Genomic DNA, 16,406 nt, shown 5'->3' with positions numbered 1-16,406 from the left:
CCTGTGAACCGGGGGGCCAGGACAACAGTGGAACCATAGGACTTTCGATGGGACCACGTATTCTGATCGTCGAGGATGAGGAGCCGCTCACGCTGCTCCTCCGTTATAACCTCGAGGCCGAGGGCTATACAGTCGACAGCGTCGCCCGTGGCGACGAAGCGGAGATACGGCTGCGCGAAGCGGTGCCGGACCTCGTATTGCTGGACTGGATGCTGCCAGGGCTCTCCGGCATCGAGCTGTGCCGCCGCATCCGCGCGCGCGAGGAGACCGAGCGGCTGCCGATCATCATGTTGACGGCGCGCGGCGAGGAGACCGAGCGTGTGCGTGGTCTCGCGACCGGCGCCGACGACTATATCGTCAAGCCCTTCTCCGTGCCGGAACTCCTGGCGCGCGTGCGGGCCCTGCTGCGGCGCGCCAAGCCGGGTCAGGTTGCGGCGCAACTCATTGCCGGCGATATCGAACTCGATCGCGAGACCCACCGGGTCAAGCGCGGCGGCCGGGAGCTCCATCTCGGGCCGACGGAATTCAAGCTGCTCGAGTTCCTGATGCAGAGCCCGGGCCGTGTCTTCACCCGGGAGCAGTTGCTCGACCGGGTGTGGGGCCACGACGTCTACATCGACGAGCGGACCGTCGACGTGCATGTCGGGCGCCTCCGCAAGGCGATCAACCGCATGCGCCGACCTGATCCGATCCGCACGGTGCGTGGCGCCGGCTATTCCTTTGACGAGACCTTCGCGAAGGCTGGCTGAACTGGCGGATCGATACCTGTCGACCCAATGAGAAAGGCCGCCGCGATCACATCGCAGCGGCCTTTCAAGGGCTCGAATGTTTGCCAGCTATCCGCGTCACCGGGCAGCCGAAGACCTCAGGCCCGCTTACGATCCCGCCTGCGATCGGCGACGGGCTGATAGGCAATGCGCGAATGGTGCGAGCAATAGGGCATACCCAGCTCGGACCGGGCGCCGCAGAAGCGGAATTCCGGCGTCGTTGGATCACCCATGGGCCACCGGCACATGGATTCACGGAGTTCCATGATGGTGACCCTCTCAGACATAGGGATCACCACTTCCTCGCGGGGCTGAGGCAGGCGAACGAGCACGGGAGCCGCTTCGGCGACGGGCTGAGGAGCCAGCGCGGCACTAGTGCGCACGGGGCCTGGCGCGGAAGCGGCGGGAGCCGGCGCGGCAGCACCCGGCTGCCGGGCCGGTTTGCGGGGACGGGGAGCGGAATTGGCGGTGCTCTTGGCGCGGCCTGACAGGCCGAGGCGGTGCACCTTGCCGATCACCGCATTGCGGGTGATACCGCCGAGTTCGGCGGCGATCTGACTGGCGCTGAGGCCATCAGACCAGAGCTTGCGCAAGAGCTCTACACGCTCATCGCTCCAAGATTGGCTCGGGTCGGTCATCGCCTTCTCCGTCAGCAGTTGCAGTGCATGGAATCCCTTATCTTTCGCGGCCAGCTCCACACGAGCCCAACCCCGTTGCATGGTGACAACGAACGCGAATGATAAGTTCCGCTACACGAGATGTCGTAGTCGTTGAAGGCGAAACTACAATATGCCCCGACTCGGGGGCAAGAGTCCCCCTGCCACACCCGCCGTTTTCCCCAAGAACCTCGTCCGAGAGTCAAGGGGAAAAGCGTCTTCGGTTCCGGCACATATCAAATCCTGCAGGTGGCGCGCAGAGATCCTTTCCCATCCGATCCGGCCAGCCCGTCCGCGGCGGCTCGGACGTTGATGAGAGGTATCACAGTCTTTGAATTGACATGGAAAACATGACCTTTAGAATTGATGGAGTGCCGCCCCTCCGTGGGCGGCACTTTGATTTTCCGAGACACGGGCCCGATATCGGTGATGTCTGCCCATGGTTCTTTTGGAAACTTTCCTCTTGCGGAGGTTGAAATCGTGATTTCGCCGTTGCTGCCGACTTATGCGCGTCCCGACATCGAATTCGAAAAGGGAGAGGGCGTATGGCTGATGACGCGACAAGGCGAACGATATCTCGACCTCGGCGCGGGCATCGCCGTGAACGCACTCGGCCACGCCCATCCGCATCTCGTGGAAGCCTTGACTGAGCAGGCGTCCAAGGTTTGGCACACGTCGAACCTCTATCGCATCCCCGGCGGTGAAAGGCTCGCGCAGCGGCTCGTCGACGCGACCTTCGCCGACACGGTCTTCTTCACAAACTCCGGTGCGGAGGCCCTGGAATGCGCCATCAAGATGGCGCGGAAATATCACGCGGTGAGCGGCCATCCCGAGCGGTTCCGCATCATTACCTTCGAAGGCGCTTTCCACGGTCGGACACTCGCGACCATCGCCGCCGGTGGCCAGGCCAAATATCTGGAGGGCTTCGGCCCGAAGGTCGAAGGCTTCGACCAAGTACCATTTGGCGATTTCAAGGCCCTCGAGGCGGCGATCACCGATGAAACCGCCGCGATCCTGATCGAGCCGATCCAAGGAGAAGGCGGCGTTCGGTCGGTGCCTACCGCCGATCTCAAGCGTCTGCGCCAGATATGCGACGACAAAGGCCTGCTGCTGATCCTGGACGAGGTCCAGACGGGCGTTGGCCGCACCGGCAAGCTGTTTGCCCACGAGTGGTCCGGCGTCACGCCCGACATCATGGCTGTCGCCAAGGGCATCGGCGGCGGCTTTCCCATGGGCGCATGCCTCGCGACGGCCGAGGCCGGAAAGGGCATGACGGCCGGCACACACGGAACGACCTTCGGGGGCAATCCGCTCGCGATGGCCGTCGGCAATGCCGTTCTCGATGTCATACTCGCGGATGGGTTCCTGGAAGAGGTACGCCGCAAGAGCCTGCTGTTCAAGCAACGCCTCGCGGAGCTCAAGGACCGCTATCCCGACGTCATCACCGAGATCCGCGGCGAGGGTCTGCTGCTCGGCCTGAAGCTCACGCCGCCGAACGGCGACTTTGTCAATGCGGCCCGCGCGGAGAAAGCGTTGGTGGTGGCGGCAGGCAGCAATGTCGTTCGGCTGATCCCGCCCCTGACGATCACGGACGCTGAGATTTCGGAAGCCCTGGCGCGCATCGAAGCCGCCGCCAAGGCTGTGTCGGAGGCTCACGCCAAGGCCGATGCAGGCCAACCGGAGTTGGCGCCATGACGACCTCCTCGACGAATGCACCAAAGATCATCTCCAGCTCCGCGCCTCGGCATTTTCTCGATCTTGCGGACTTTTCCGGAGATCAGCTGCGTCGGGTTCTCGCGGCGAGCACGTCCCTGAAGGCGGCGCGCCGCAAGGGCCAGCCCCAGACGACCCGCCCCCTCGACGGGAAGGTGCTGGCGATGGTTTTCGACAAGCCGTCGACCCGCACCCGCGTGTCCTTCGACGTGGCCATGCGTGAGCTTGGCGGCGAGCCTCTGATGCTGACGGGCGCGGAAATGCAGCTCGGCCGCGGCGAGACGATCGCCGACACGGCACGCGTGCTGTCACGCTATGTCGATGCGATCATGATCCGCATCCTGGATCACGACGCCATGCTGGAGCTCGCCGAATTCGCCGAGGTCCCGGTCATAAACGGGCTCACGAAGCTGTCGCATCCATGCCAGGTGATGGCCGACCTCCTGACCTTCGAGGAGCACCAGGGCCCCATCAAGGGGCGCACCGTCGCCTGGACGGGGGACGCCAACAACGTCCTCGCGTCGTGGGTGGAAGCTGCATCCCGGCTCGATTTCAGCATTAATATCGCGACGCCTCCTGAACTCGCGCCGCGGGCTGATCTCATCGCGCGGGCCAAGCGCGAGGGTGCCGAGATCATGCTGACGGACGACCCCTTCGCTGCGGTTAAGGGAGCCGACGCCATCATCACCGATTGCTGGGTGTCGATGGGTGATGAGGATGAAACGTTCCGCCACAACCTCTTGCAGCCTTACCAGGTCAACACCAAACTTATGGCTGCAGCCAACGAAGGCGCCATCTTCATGCATTGCCTTCCCGCCCATCGCGGCGAGGAGGTGACCGACGAAGTCATGGATGGTCCCCAATCCGTTGTGTTCGATGAGGCAGAAAACCGCCTGCATGCCCAGAAGGGCATCCTGGCCTGGTGTATGGGAGCCGTTCAATAATGGCTGATGTGAGTGCTCAAACCGCGGATGACCGGGTTCTGCCTTTCGCCGTCGAGGGTCTCGACGTGCGAGGCCGGGTGGTCAAGCTCGGCCCGGCGCTCGATACCATTCTGCGTCGCCACGCCTATCCGCCGGCCGTGGCTCGCGTTCTCGGCGAGGCGACCGCGTTGACGGCTCTTCTCGGCTCTGCCCTGAAGTTCGATGGCCGCTTTCAGTTGCAGACGCGCACCGACGGCGTCATCGACATGTTAGTCGTCGATTTCGACGCGCCGGACCGGCTGCGGGCCTGCGCGCGTTTCGACGCCGAGCGTCTAGCAGGTCTGGCCGAGACAGGGACCCTGGCAACCGGTGACCTGCTCGGCAACGGGCATCTTGCACTCACCGTCGACCAGGGGTCCGAGATGTCGCGCTATCAGGGTGTGGTCGCCCTCGAGGGCGACGACCTCGAGGCAGCCGCGCACCAGTATTTCCTCCAGTCGGAGCAGATCCCCACCCGGGTGCGGCTCGCCGTCGGCGAAGCCTTCACCAGCGACGAGGAAGGCTCAGGCATGCGCTACCGAGCCGGCGGGCTGATGGTGCAGTTCCTGCCCTCCTCGTCCGACCGCCAGCGACAGGCCGATCTTCATCCCGGTGATGCACCGGATGGGCATGATGTGGGGCTCACCGAGGCGTTCGAGGACGATGGCTGGATGGAAGCCAAGCTTCTCGCCGACACGACCGAAGATCACGAATTGATCGATCCGGCGTTGCAGAGCGAGCGGTTGCTGTTGCGGCTGTTCCACGAGCGTGGCGTGCGGGTCTTCGAGGGCCAGCCGGTACACGAGGAGTGCCGCTGTTCGCGTCCTCGCATTCTCGCGACCCTGCGCAGCTTTTCACAGCAGGACCGCGACGATATGGTCGGCGACAATGGCCGTATCGGCATCACCTGTGAATTCTGCTCGCGTCACTACGAGATCGAACCGGCGGAACTCGCTGACCAGCCCGCTTGACGTCGCCAGTCTTAGCCCTTCAGCTTGGTCGCGAGCCGGCGCATGAAGTCGGCCCCGGCCTCGAGCTCTGCCAACGTGATGTACTCGTCGGGCTGGTGGGCGCGGTTGATGGAACCCGGGCCGCAAACCACCGTCGGCACACCAGCATTTTGAAAGCGCCCCGCTTCCGTCGCGTAGGACACAGTGAGCGTGCTGTTGCGCCCCGTGACGGCCTTGACGAGCTCTTCCGCCGGCGAACCTGGGAGCGGCCGCAATCCGGGGACGTCGGCGTGGCAGACGGTCTCGATGGACGCCTCCGGCGCGGTGCGGCGCATGCGCGCAAGCACCGTATCCGCGTAGGCTGCGAACCGGGCCGGAATCTCACCGCCATCAAGATCGGGCAATCCGCGGAATTCCCAGTGGAAATGACATTCCTTGGCCATGATGTTGCGAGCTGTGCCGCCCGCGATAGTGCCGACATGGATGGTGGAGCACGGCGGATCAAAGCGCCCGGAAGCGTCCCCACGCTCGGCATAGACATCCGCCAGCCGCACGAGCTCGGCCACGAGGAGGCCAGCTGCCATCACCGCACTGGCGCCAAGCTCCGGCTTAGCCGAATGGGCCTCCTTGCCATGCACGGTTGTGGTGAAAGTCACGACGCTCTTGTGAGCGTCCGCGATGGTGAGGTCGGTCGGCTCGCCGACGATCACGGCGCCTGGCCGGGGGAGATCGATGCCGAAGCGATTGATGCCGTCGACCACCCCGAGGCACGTGGTCTCCTCGTCATAGGAGAGGAACAGGTGTAGTGGCCGCGTGAGATCGGCCGCAATGAAATCCGGCACATGGGCAAGCGCCAGCGCGACGAAGCCCTTCATATCGACGGCACCGCGTCCATAGGCCCGCCCCTCTTCTACGCGCAACCGGTAGGGATCGCTTGTCCATGTCTGGCCAGCGACAGGCACCACATCCGTATGGCCGGACAGGACGACACCGCCGTCGCTCGAAGGCCCGATCGTTGCGAATAACGCGGCCTTGTCGCCGTCGGCGTTCGGCAGCCGCACGAAGGGTACCCCCCAGCTTGCGAGATAGTCCTCGACATAGGCGATGAGCGCGAGGTTCGACTTCGGCGTCTCGGTGTCGAAGGCCACGAGATCGGCCAAGAGATCCAGCGGAGCCAAACGTCTTCCGGTCATTCCCGTCTTCCGATCATCGTAACTGGTTTCACGGTATGAAGCTCATGCGGCGGAACACGAATTCCGCGACGCTATGGACAGCCCAGGTATCAGTGCATGACACGTTTGATATAGGGACTCTCAAGCGGGAAAAGCGGGATGTTCACGGAGAAGGACTCACCCGCCTGGCTTTCCATCTGGTAAGTGCCGAGCATGGTGCCGTGCGGCGTGGATAAGGGGCAGCCGCTGGTATAGCTGAATGTCTCACCCGGTTCGATGACGGGTTTCTCCCCGACCACACCTTCCCCACGGACTTCGTGCTGGCGGCCCAGACCATCCGTGATATGCCAATGTCGCGCCATCAGCTGCACCGTCTCCTGCCCCAGATTTGTAATCTCGATAGTGTAGGACCAGAAAAAGCGCTTCTTAGCCGGTAACGATTCCTTCTCCAGAAAGCGCGGCACGACACCGACACGAATGTTGCGGGTGACCGTTTCGTACATGGCTGCGCCTCCGATTGGGACGCTGCCTCGAGAGGTAAGCCGGCGCCCGAACACAGGGCCCATGGGGATGGCCCGCCCTTGGTTAAGCCCGTGTGTGGGCGAGCGTCAATCCCGTGAAAGTGAACTCCGCTGCAATGCGGCAACTTCGCAGCCGCTCCACGAAAGGCGCATTTTGCTTTGCCGGGCGAGCCCTCTTGCTCTAAGGGCAGGAGGTCATTTTATGGACCGCAACGAAGCCTTTAGCCGAGACACCCATGCCCGCTCCTAAGATCCTACCCGGCATTCAGCCGGCCGAAGCCATCCTGGAGCTGGAAAAGGCTGGCGTGATCACCACCGCGGTTCCATTTGCGGACGATCAGGTGCAGCCGGCAAGTCTTGACCTTCGCCTCGGGCGCAGGGCCTTTCGCGTACGGGCAAGCTTCCTGCCCGGCTTGGGAAGGCGCGTCAAGGAAAGGCTCGAAAACGTTGCCCTGCACGAGATAGATCTGACGCAGGGCGCCGTTCTGGAGACAGGATGCGTCTATATCGCCGAGATCCTGGAGGGCCTTGCCCTGCCCGCGGAACTTGCAGCTTCCGCCAATCCAAAAAGCTCCACCGGACGCCTTGATGTCTTTACCCGCGTGATTGTGGACGGCTCTCGCGAATTCGACATCATCGATGCAGGCTATGCAGGTCCGCTCTATGCGGAAATTTCGCCGCGCACGTTCCCCGTGCTCGTCCGCACCGGTGCACGTCTCTCGCAGGTCCGCTTTCGGGCGGGTGCAAGCCGTCTTGACGACGCCGCTCTCACCGCGCTTCACCACCGGGAAAGCGTCGTGACCTCAAGCGCGCCGTCGATACAGGACGGCGTGGCCGTCAGTGTCGACCTGTCGGGCTTCGACAAGGGCGGGCTTATCGGTTATCGCGCTAAGCGCCACACCGGCCTCGTCGATGTCGACAGGATCGGCGCCTATGCCGTGCGTGATTTCTGGGAGCCGCTCCATGGTCATGGCGAAGGCTCGCTGGTTCTCGATCCTGGCCAGTTCTACATTCTGGCTTCCAAGGAAGCAGTCCACGTGCCGCCGGACTACGCCGCCGAGATGGTCCCCTTCGATCCGTTGGTCGGCGAATTTCGCGTTCACTATGCCGGCTTCTTCGACCCCGGCTTTGGCCATGCGGGTGCCGGCGGCGCAGGGTCGCGGGCGGTGCTCGAAGTGCGCTCCCACGATGTCCCTTTCATCATCGAGGATGGCCAGATCGTGGGCAGGCTGGTCTATGAGCGCATGGCGGCACGCCCGCGGGTGCTCTACGGCGCCGGTGCCGGCTCCAACTACCAGGCACAGGGCCTGAAGCTCTCCAAGCATTTCCGCATGGGTGACTAGGCTCGGAGAAGGGCCGCCACCATAAAGAACGAAATTATTCCGTATTTAGTTTTATTTTTACATGCAACCGCGTATTTTATGATTGACGCGCATAAGCTGCCGTGAAATCGTCTTGCCGATTGGCGCGCTCCCTGAAGCCGCAGATCAGGGGATTGGTCAGGCGGACGGCATGAGCATCGAAATTCGCAATATCTTCAAGCAGTTCGGGACAACGCCGGTCCTGAAGGGCGTCGACCTATCGATTGCCGATGGTGAGTTGATCGCGCTGCTAGGCGCCTCCGGCTCGGGCAAAACCACCTTGCTGCGCATTCTGGCAGGCCTCGACTGGCCGCAGTCCGGCGAGGTCTTCGTCGATGACAGTGATTGGCTGCGACTGAGCCCGCAGGAACGCCAGATCGGCTTCGTCTTCCAGCATTATGCGCTCTTTCCGCATATGACCGTTTTTGAAAACGTGGCCTTCGGATTGAGCATCCGTCCGCGTGAGACACGGCCCCCGAAGGCCGACATCGCGCGGCGCGTTGTCGAACTCCTGGAACTCGTCCAGATGGGCGCCTACGGCGGCCGCTACCCGGCGCAGCTGTCCGGCGGCCAGCGCCAGCGTGTCGCCTTGGCGCGGGCGCTCGCCATCCAGCCCAAGATGCTCCTGCTCGATGAGCCCTTCGGCGCGCTTGATGCCCGCATTCGCAAGGATCTGCGCCGATGGCTGCGCGGCCTGCACGAGCAGCTCGGCATGACGACCATCTTCGTGACCCATGACCAGGAGGAAGCCTTTGAGCTCGCCGATCGCGTCGTGGTGATGGGCGAAGGCATCATCGAGCAGGTCGGCACCCCTGACGAGATCTATGAACAGCCGGCGAGCCCTTTCGTCGCGCGGTTCCTCGGCGGAGTGAACGAGCTGCCCGCCGAACTCAGCAACGGCCATGTGCATGTCGCGGGCGCGGACACCAGCCGCGTCGGCCGGCTGGCGCTCGGCGACGGCCAAGCCGTGCTGTTCGTGCGCCCGCATGAGATCGACCTCCTCCCGGATGCCGCCGGGACCGCCGTCATCAGGGATATCGTGCCGAGCGGCGCCCTTATCCGCTACGAGGTCGCCCTGCCGCAAACCGACAAGCTGGTCGAGGTGGAGCTTGCGCGCGAGACGACCCGCGAGCGCGCCCTTACCCGCGGCGACGCCGTGCGGGTCAATATCCGGCGCGGCCGCATCTTCCATCCGCCGAAACGCCAATCTGCGGCCGTGCCGAATGGCAAGGTCGCCCAGGCAGCCCATACCCATTGACGATAAAGCGGGCTGCGGCGCTCTGGTCGCCGGCCCTGATCGGAGTTACTTTCCATGAAACGCTCACTCGGCCTTGCTCTCGCGCTCGCGGCGAGCGTCTTTACGCTTGCGATCATGCCCGCCGCGCAGGCACAGGACGCCAAGCCGGCCCAGCCGGTGGAACTCCTCAATGCTTCCTATGACGTCGCGCGCGAACTGTTTGCGGCGATCAATCCCGTTTTCGCCGCCGAATGGCAGGCCAAGAACGGCCAGAAGGTCGAGATCAAGCAGTCTCATGCCGGCACGTCGGCGCAGGCGCGCGCCATCCTGGAGGGCCTTCAGGCCGATGTCGTGACCTTCAACCAGGTCACCGACGTCCAGATCCTGCACGACCGGGGCAATCTCGTCGCCGCCGACTGGCAGAAGCGCCTGCCCAACTCTGCCTCGCCATTCTACTCCCTGCCGGCTTTCCTGGTGCGCAAGGGTAACCCCAAGGGCATCAAGGATTGGAGCGACCTCATCAGAAGTGATGTGAAGGTTATCTTCCCTAACCCGAAGACCTCCGGCAACGCGCGGTACACCTATCTCGCTGCCTATGCCTATGCGCTGGAGAAGAATGGCGGCGACCAAGCCAAGGCCCAGGACTTCGTACGCCAGCTCTTCGCGAATGTGCCGGTCTTCGACACGGGCGGGCGTGGCGCGACGACGACCTTCGTCGAGCGAAACCTTGGCGATGTCCTGATTACCTTCGAGTCGGAAGTGAATGGCATTCGTCGCGAGTATGGCGACAAGGGTTTCGAGGTCATCGTTCCTCCCGTCAGCCTTCTCGCCGAATTCCCGGTCAGCGTCGTGGACAAGGTCGTTGATCGCAAGGGCACGCGCGCGGTCGCCACGGCCTACCTGGAGTTCCTTTACACCGACAAAGGTCAGGAAATCCTCGCGGGCTTCTTCAACCGCGTGCATGCGCCGGCCGTCGTCGCGAAATACAAGGGGCAGTTCCCGGAGGTGCGCCTCGTGAAAGTCGAAGACGTGTTCGGCGACTGGGCGAAGGTGCAGAAGGAGCACTTCGCCTCAGGCGGCATCCTCGACAAGGTCTTCGTCAACCGCTGAGACTTGCGAAGGAACAAGGCCGTGACAGCAACCGTGGCGGGCACCCTGCATCACACCCATGGACAAGGCCAGCATGGACTGGGCTCCCATGGGCAGGGGCTTACCCCTCCGCATTCCGCGAAGCCCGTCAAGGCGCGACGTGTGCTGCCGGGCTTCGGCATCACCATGGGCCTGACGCTGACCTATCTCGGCATCATCGTGCTGCTGCCGCTGGCCGCGCTCATCCTCAAATCGGCCGAGATCGGCATCGATGGTTTCTGGCAGGTGCTGAGCAGCCCCCGGGTTCTCGCCTCGTTCCAGCTCACCTTCACCGCCGCTCTCATCGCGACGCTGATCAACGCTGCCTACGGCCTCCTGATGGCCTGGATCCTTGTGCGCTATGATTTTCCGGGCAAGCGTTTCGTCGATGCGCTCGTCGACCTTCCGTTCGCTCTCCCGACGGCCGTCGCGGGCGTCGCGCTGACGACGCTCTTCGCCGGCACCGGCTGGTATGGTCAGTGGCTGGAGCCGGCCGGCATCCAGGTCGTCTACACCATTACGGGCGTCGCCATCGCCATGGCCTTCACCAGCGTGCCCTTCGTCATCCGCACAGTGCAGCCGGTTCTGGAGACTCTCGACAGCCAGATCGAAGAGGCTTCGGTGACGCTCGGCGCCTATCCCTTCACGATCTTCCGCAGGGTGATCCTGCCGATGATCGCGCCCGCCTATCTCACCGGTTGCGCTCTCGCCTTCGCCCGCTCACTCGGGGAATTCGGCGCCGTCATCTTCATCGCCGGCAACCTGCCCTTCAAGACTGAGATCGCAGCGCTCCTCATATTCATCCGCCTGGAGGAGTTCGATTATCCCGCAGCCTCGGCCATCGCGGCGGTGCTGCTGGCGCTTGCCTTCATCATCCTCTTTGCCACCAACGCGCTGCAAGCCCGGTGGCTGCGCCGCCGGGAGGCTTCATCATGAGCATGCTTGCCCTGGAGACGCCGCGTGCCGTTCCACAGGCCACGACCGTCGGCGCCAATGCACGCGCGACGCGGTCCGGGCAGCGCCTCCTGATCGCTGCTGGGCTCGCCTTCACGGCCCTGTTCCTCGTCGCGCCCGTGGCCGTGATCTTCGCTCAAGCCCTCGCGCGCGGCTTCGCGGCCTATCGCGCCTCCATCCTTCAGCCGGAAACATTGCACGCGATCTGGCTTACCGCCGTCACCGCCGTGATCGCGGTCCCCATCAACATGGTCTTCGGGGTCGCGGCGGCCTGGGCTATCGCGAAGTTCCGCTTCCCCGGCAAGAAGACCCTCATCAGCCTGATCGAGATCCCCTTTTCGATCTCACCGATCGTGGCGGGCGTCGCCTATCTGCTCGTCTATGGCTCGCAAGGCCTGTTCGGCGAATGGCTGGCCGATCACGACATCCGCATCATGTTCACGCCAGCGGCCATCGTGCTCGTCATGCTCTTCGTGACGAGCCCCTTCGTGGTGCGCGAACTCCTGCCGCTCATGCAGGCACAGGGCTCGGAGCAGGAGGAAGCAGCCGCCACGCTGGGCGCGACCGGCTTCCAGATCTTCCGCCGCGTAACGCTGCCAAACATCCGCTGGGCTCTTCTCTACGGCACGGTGCTCTGCAGCGCGCGTGCCATCGGCGAGTTCGGCGCGGTCTCGGTTGTTTCGGGTCGCATCCGCGGCGAAACCAACACCCTGCCGCTGCAGATAGAGCTACTCTACAACGACTACAACGCCGCTGGCGCCTTCGCGGCAGCCTCCACCTTGACTGTGATCGCACTCATCACCCTTCTCATCAAGGCGGTCATTGAGCGACGCTTAGGGTAGGTCTAAACTTGGCCAGCGTGCCGCAAGCCGGTTCGCCGGCTCCTGCCAGGATTCCAAAAGGCCCGTCAAGGGGATAGGTCAAACCATGGCGGCAAAACGCATGCGTACGCTGCGCGTCGGGCCTTCCGGAATGAGGTTTCCGCTCCGCCTTGCGATGCTCTAGAGTGATCGCCTACAGCTCATTCTTGAGCCGACTTGAATTGGGGCGATGATGGAAGAAGTCTATATCCTGAATACCTGGGAAGTCATCGCCGTTTCGCTCGTGATCGGAGCCATCGTCATCATCGGCTTCTTCTTCATCCTCAACGCTCCCGAGCGTTGGCGCCAGCGCCTGAGGCGCTGGCGTAAGCATTAGCCGGCGCTCGCTCCTCGGCACGGGTGGCTCGCAGATCTTCCGCCAGAAAGTTACGCGCGAGGCCATGGTAGAGCGGCTCAGGGCAGATGAGCCGAGATGTCACGTAGCCCAGGACTGATGCCGTCATCAACGCCAGGATGTTGTCATAGCTTTCCGTCATCTCCAGGATGATGACGAACGCTGTCATCGGCGACTGGACAACACCGGCAAAGTAACCCGCCATGCCGAACAGGGCACCGAGGCCGACTTTACTCCCAAGAAGCAATGCGATGCTGCTGCCGAGACCTGCACCGACCGAGAGAGAAGGTGCAAAGATCCCCCCAGGAATGCCGGACATCATGGAGAGGAAGGTCGCCAGCAGCTTACTGAGAAAATAAAGTGGCGGCGCGGCTTGCCCCTCGATGGCGTTCCGCGCCTGCTCATAGCCGGAGCCGAAGGCGCTTCCGTCCGACACGACACCGACGATCGCGACCAGGAAGCCGCAGACTCCCGCCGCCAACACCAGCCGGACCATCTTCTGCGGCTGGGCCCAGCGTTTCAATCGGAGCGTGCAGCGCAGAACAGCGAGGCTGAAAGCGGCCCCCAGGAGCCCGCCGGCCAGGCCACAGGCGACCACGAGCAGCCAGTCGTGTGCCTGCAGCATCACTTCATGGGTCTTGCCGAAATAGGTGTAGTTGCCGACGAGTGCCAGCGCAGCAAGACCCGAAAGGATCACTGCGTTCAAAACCAGCCCGTTCGCCCGGGATTCGTAAGAGCGGCTCATTTCCTCGATGGCAAACACGATACCCGCCAGCGGCGTGTTGAAAGCCGCCGCAATGCCTGCCGCCGAACCAGCGAGAATGAGCCCGCGCGCGTTGTTCATGCCGCCCCACCGCGCGGAGAGCTGCATGATATAAGCGCCCACCTGCACGGTCGGTCCTTCCCGGCCGATCGAGGCGCCGCAACCCAGCCCGAGCAGCGTCAGCGCCACCTTGACGACAGCGATCCGGAACGAAAGCAGCCGCGAACGGCCCTCGGGCGTCGCGACATTCTGCGCGGCCATGGCTTGCGGAATACCGCTACCCTGCGCATTTGGTGCGACCTTCAACGTCAGGAAGGCACATAGCAGAAAGCCGAGGGGCGTGAGGACGAGGGGAAAGAGATAGCCCCACTCGCCGGATGCACGAATGGCGTTGAATATATCCTGTGCGTAATCGGCAGCTTTCGCGAAGATGACTCCGAAAACCCCAATGGATATCGCTCCCGCCCAGAAAACGAGCCGTGGCTTCCATTGTGCTGCATTACCCCAAACGACGCGGGACCTCCGCCAGAGCTTCATTTTTCCTGGACGATGAGGCATTGGCGGGGATTAACCTTTGCAGAAGGAGGGGCTTTCAACATCGGACCATACGAATCCTATGGTGACAACCTGCCCGCCCCTATCCCGCATGTCCATCCGCCAGACCAAATCCGCTTCAGAAAATCGTCAGAGCCTTTTCTTGCTTAGACATTTTCCGCCGACGTAACCGCTGTGATCGGACGTTGATCAGGCCCGCCTCACATCGACCAGACAGCTATTCGGCGCAGGACCGCCCGAGAGCTGGGAGGTCGGCCGGTCCGAAGTCAGAACATTGGGATTGCCGCCCCGGTCCAGGCGGCCGCCTTCCGGCTCATCCACCGGATCGAACCAGCCGCCAGTGGGCAGCACCACGACCCCGGCCATCACCTCGGCGGAGAGGCGCGCCCCTGCCCGACTGCGTCCACGAGCGTTGAAAATCTCGATGATATCACCGTCAGCGATGCCGCGTGCCGCCGCGTCGGCAGGATTGAGCAGCGCGACCTCATGGCCGGACAGCTTGGCGCGCTGGCTTTCGCCGACGAGCTCGAGCTGGCTGTGCAGGCGGTGCGCCGGCTGGGGCGATAGAAGATGCAGCGGATAGATCTCGGCGAGCGGCGCGCCGAGCCATTCCTCCGGCGGCATCCAGACGGGATGGCCGGCGATATCTGGATAACCGAACCCGGCGATGGCGCCCGACGCGATCTCGATGCGCCCGGACGGGGTCGCGAGGGGATGCGCCACCGGATCGGCGATAAAGTCGGCGAAGGGGACGCCCGGCGCGGCGGCCTCTTCCCCGAGATCGAGGCCAGCAAAGCCCTCCGCCTGAAAGGTCTCGAAATCCGGCAGCTCGGGATGCCGCTCGCGATAGCCGGAATAGAGGCGGCGCAGCCAACCGTTTTCGTCGAGACCTTCGGTGAAGGCCTCCTCCACGCCCAACTCCCGGGCGATGCGCACGAAAATGCGGAAATCGCTGAACACATTCGGCGGCGGTTCCACGATCCGCCGGCTCGCCACCAGCCAGCTGTCGCGTGAGGAGGCGGCAATGTCGTCGCGCTCGAAGGGCAGGCTCGCGGGCAGCACGATGTCGGCGTGGCATGCGGTGGCGGTCCACACGCTCTCGTTGACGATGACCGTTTCCGGCCGGCGCCACGCCTCAGCGAGCCGGTTGAGGTCCTGGTGGTGGTGGAAGGGATTGCCGCCCGCCCACCATACGAGCCGGATATCCGGCAGCGGAAGCTCGCGGCCATTGTAGGCAAGGCGTTCACCGGGGCGGGTCAGGAGCTCCGTGATCCGCGCGACCGGAATGAAGGCTTCGACTGGGTTTTGCCCTTGCGGGAGGGCCGGACCCCTGAGATGGCGAATCGGCTGGCCGACGGAACTGACGGCCGTCAACCCGAAGGCAAAGCCCGCGCCGGGTCGACCGATCTGCCCCGCCATTGCTGCGAGCGCGATTGACGCCCAATAAGGCTGTTCGCCATAGCGGGCACGCTGCAGCGACCAGGCCGCATTGATGAGGGCTGGCGCCTCGGCGAAGGCACGGGCGAGCTCGCGAATGGTCTCCGCCGGCATTCCGGAAATGCCCTCAGCCCATTCCGGTGTCTTGACGATGCCGTCACTGGCACCGGTGAGATAGGCGGCAAAAATGTCGAAGCCAGCGGTGTAACGATCGAGGAAATCGAGCCGGGCAAGGCCCTCCGCCAGCAGAACCTGCGCCATGGCCAGCATGACGGCGGTATCGGTGTTCGGGCGGATGGCGACATATTCGATCTGCTCGCGCCCCTCGATCTCGGGCACATCGGTGCGCACCGGGCTCACGACGACAACGCGCGCGCCATTTGCCACGATGCGCTCCAACCAGCGCTCGGCACGATGCTGGCCCGTGCCGCCCGCCTCGACCTGAGCGTTGGTAACGCGGAAGCCGCCGAAGGAGATGACAAGCCGCGCGTTGGCAGCGATCAGATCCCAGCTGGGCGCAGCGTCGGTGGCGCCGACGAAGGCGGGGCCGATGATATGCGGCAGCAGCACTGCGGCCGCGCCATAGCTATAGGTGTTGACAGACGACACGAAGCCGCCGCAGCAATTGAGAAAGCGTTTGAGCTGGCTCGGCGCGTGGTTGAATCGCCCAGCACTTGCCCATCCATAGGAGCCGGCGAAGATCGCCTCGTTGCCATAGGCCTCCCGGATGCGCGTGATCTCGCCCGCGACGAGCTTCGCGGCCGTATCCCAGTCCACCGGCACGAAGGGCTCGCGCCCACGGCCCTTCCTATCGCGCGCGCCATCCGGGGCGGCAAGCCAGCCTTGCCGCACCATGGGCTGGCGGAGGCGCCTGGGATGATCGGCGAGCTCGAGAAAGGCTGCGCCGACCGGCGAGGGCTTCGGGTCACGCCGAAAGCCGCGCAGTTCCGCGCGGCCTTCGCCGTCATGCACCACCTCATAGGTGCCGAAATGCGTACCGAAGAGGTGCATGTCG

14 protein-coding genes are annotated in these 16,406 nt (G+C 63.8%); 9 read left to right on the top strand and 5 right to left on the bottom strand.

The genetic code is table 11. The features are described 5' to 3' along the window. Positions 1–47: 47 nt before the first annotated feature. Entirely contained in the window at positions 48–749 is a 702-nt protein-coding gene (gene phoB, locus KIO76_RS08850; protein WP_213322718.1) for a phosphate regulon transcriptional regulator PhoB, read from the top strand. 116 nt (positions 750–865) lie between these two features. On the opposite strand, the gene KIO76_RS08845 is transcribed toward phoB, so the two are convergent. Beyond that, the gene (locus tag KIO76_RS08845) at positions 866–1,405 is read right to left on the bottom strand and encodes a GcrA family cell cycle regulator (RefSeq protein ID WP_213322717.1); all 540 of its coding nucleotides are present in this window, start codon (positions 1,403–1,405) and stop codon (positions 866–868) included. Between the two features lie 447 nt (positions 1,406–1,852). On the opposite strand from KIO76_RS08845, the gene KIO76_RS08840 reads away from it, so the two are divergent. Genes KIO76_RS08840 through KIO76_RS08830 form a run of 3 tightly spaced genes read left to right on the top strand, consistent with a single transcriptional unit; the run spans position 1,853 to position 5,069 of the window. Continuing rightward, complete coding sequence (locus KIO76_RS08840) at positions 1,853–3,118, top strand: aspartate aminotransferase family protein (RefSeq protein ID WP_213322715.1); 1,266 nt, start codon at positions 1,853–1,855, stop codon at positions 3,116–3,118. Then, positions 3,115–4,080, top strand: a complete 966-nt coding sequence (argF, locus tag KIO76_RS08835; protein WP_213322713.1) for an ornithine carbamoyltransferase — start codon at positions 3,115–3,117, stop codon at positions 4,078–4,080. Before KIO76_RS08840 ends, argF begins: the two co-directional genes overlap by 4 nt. Then, positions 4,080–5,069 (top strand): Hsp33 family molecular chaperone, encoded by a 990-nt coding sequence (locus KIO76_RS08830; RefSeq protein ID WP_213322710.1) that lies wholly within the window; start codon positions 4,080–4,082, stop codon positions 5,067–5,069. The genes argF and KIO76_RS08830 overlap by 1 nt, the downstream gene beginning before the upstream one ends. Positions 5,070–5,080: 11 nt before the next feature. Here the strand turns inward: KIO76_RS08830 and argE are convergent, their stop codons facing one another. Both argE and apaG read right to left on the bottom strand, forming a co-directional pair. Next, the gene (argE, locus tag KIO76_RS08825) at positions 5,081–6,241 is read right to left on the bottom strand and encodes an acetylornithine deacetylase (protein ID WP_213322708.1); all 1,161 of its coding nucleotides are present in this window, start codon (positions 6,239–6,241) and stop codon (positions 5,081–5,083) included. A gap of 89 nt (positions 6,242–6,330) precedes the next feature. Continuing rightward, entirely contained in the window at positions 6,331–6,723 is a 393-nt protein-coding gene (gene apaG, locus KIO76_RS08820; RefSeq protein WP_213322706.1) for a Co2+/Mg2+ efflux facilitator ApaG/CorD, read from the bottom strand. Positions 6,724–6,977: 254 nt separating this feature from the next. Between apaG and KIO76_RS08815 the strand changes: the two genes are divergently transcribed. The 5 genes from KIO76_RS08815 to cysW all read left to right on the top strand — a co-directional run bounded on the left by KIO76_RS08815 (position 6,978) and on the right by cysW (position 12,263). After that, complete coding sequence (locus tag KIO76_RS08815) at positions 6,978–8,084, top strand: 2'-deoxycytidine 5'-triphosphate deaminase (protein WP_213322704.1); 1,107 nt, start codon at positions 6,978–6,980, stop codon at positions 8,082–8,084. A 169-nt stretch (positions 8,085–8,253) separates the two neighbouring features. Further along, on the top strand, positions 8,254–9,360 hold the full coding sequence (locus tag KIO76_RS08810) for a sulfate/molybdate ABC transporter ATP-binding protein (RefSeq protein ID WP_213322702.1): 1,107 nt from the start codon (positions 8,254–8,256) through the stop codon (positions 9,358–9,360). Between the two features lie 114 nt (positions 9,361–9,474). After that, positions 9,475–10,449, top strand: a complete 975-nt coding sequence (gene cysP / locus KIO76_RS08805; protein WP_249729811.1) for a thiosulfate ABC transporter substrate-binding protein CysP — start codon at positions 9,475–9,477, stop codon at positions 10,447–10,449. Between the two features lie 78 nt (positions 10,450–10,527). Beyond that, positions 10,528–11,403, top strand: coding sequence for a sulfate ABC transporter permease subunit CysT (gene cysT, locus KIO76_RS08800; RefSeq protein WP_283771478.1), 876 nt, complete (start codon positions 10,528–10,530; stop codon positions 11,401–11,403). A 2-nt stretch (positions 11,404–11,405) separates the two neighbouring features. Continuing rightward, the gene (gene cysW, locus KIO76_RS08795) at positions 11,406–12,263 is read left to right on the top strand and encodes a sulfate ABC transporter permease subunit CysW (protein ID WP_213325164.1); all 858 of its coding nucleotides are present in this window, start codon (positions 11,406–11,408) and stop codon (positions 12,261–12,263) included. Positions 12,264–12,565: 302 nt separating this feature from the next. Here the strand turns inward: cysW and KIO76_RS08790 are convergent, their stop codons facing one another. Together KIO76_RS08790 and KIO76_RS08785 are read right to left on the bottom strand one after the other, a co-directional pair. Beyond that, on the bottom strand, positions 12,566–13,957 hold the full coding sequence (locus KIO76_RS08790) for a chloride channel protein (protein ID WP_213322698.1): 1,392 nt from the start codon (positions 13,955–13,957) through the stop codon (positions 12,566–12,568). Positions 13,958–14,143: 186 nt separating this feature from the next. Then, positions 14,144–16,402 (bottom strand): molybdopterin-dependent oxidoreductase, encoded by a 2,259-nt coding sequence (locus KIO76_RS08785; protein ID WP_213322696.1) that lies wholly within the window; start codon positions 16,400–16,402, stop codon positions 14,144–14,146. Between the last annotated feature and the right edge of the window lie 4 nt (positions 16,403–16,406).

This window comes from Chelatococcus sp. YT9, assembly GCF_018398315.1.
In the GTDB taxonomy this organism is placed as follows: Bacteria; Pseudomonadota; Alphaproteobacteria; order Rhizobiales; family Beijerinckiaceae; genus Chelatococcus.
Note: the sequence above shows the minus strand (reverse complement) of the source record. Positions and strands in the feature narration are given on the sequence as shown.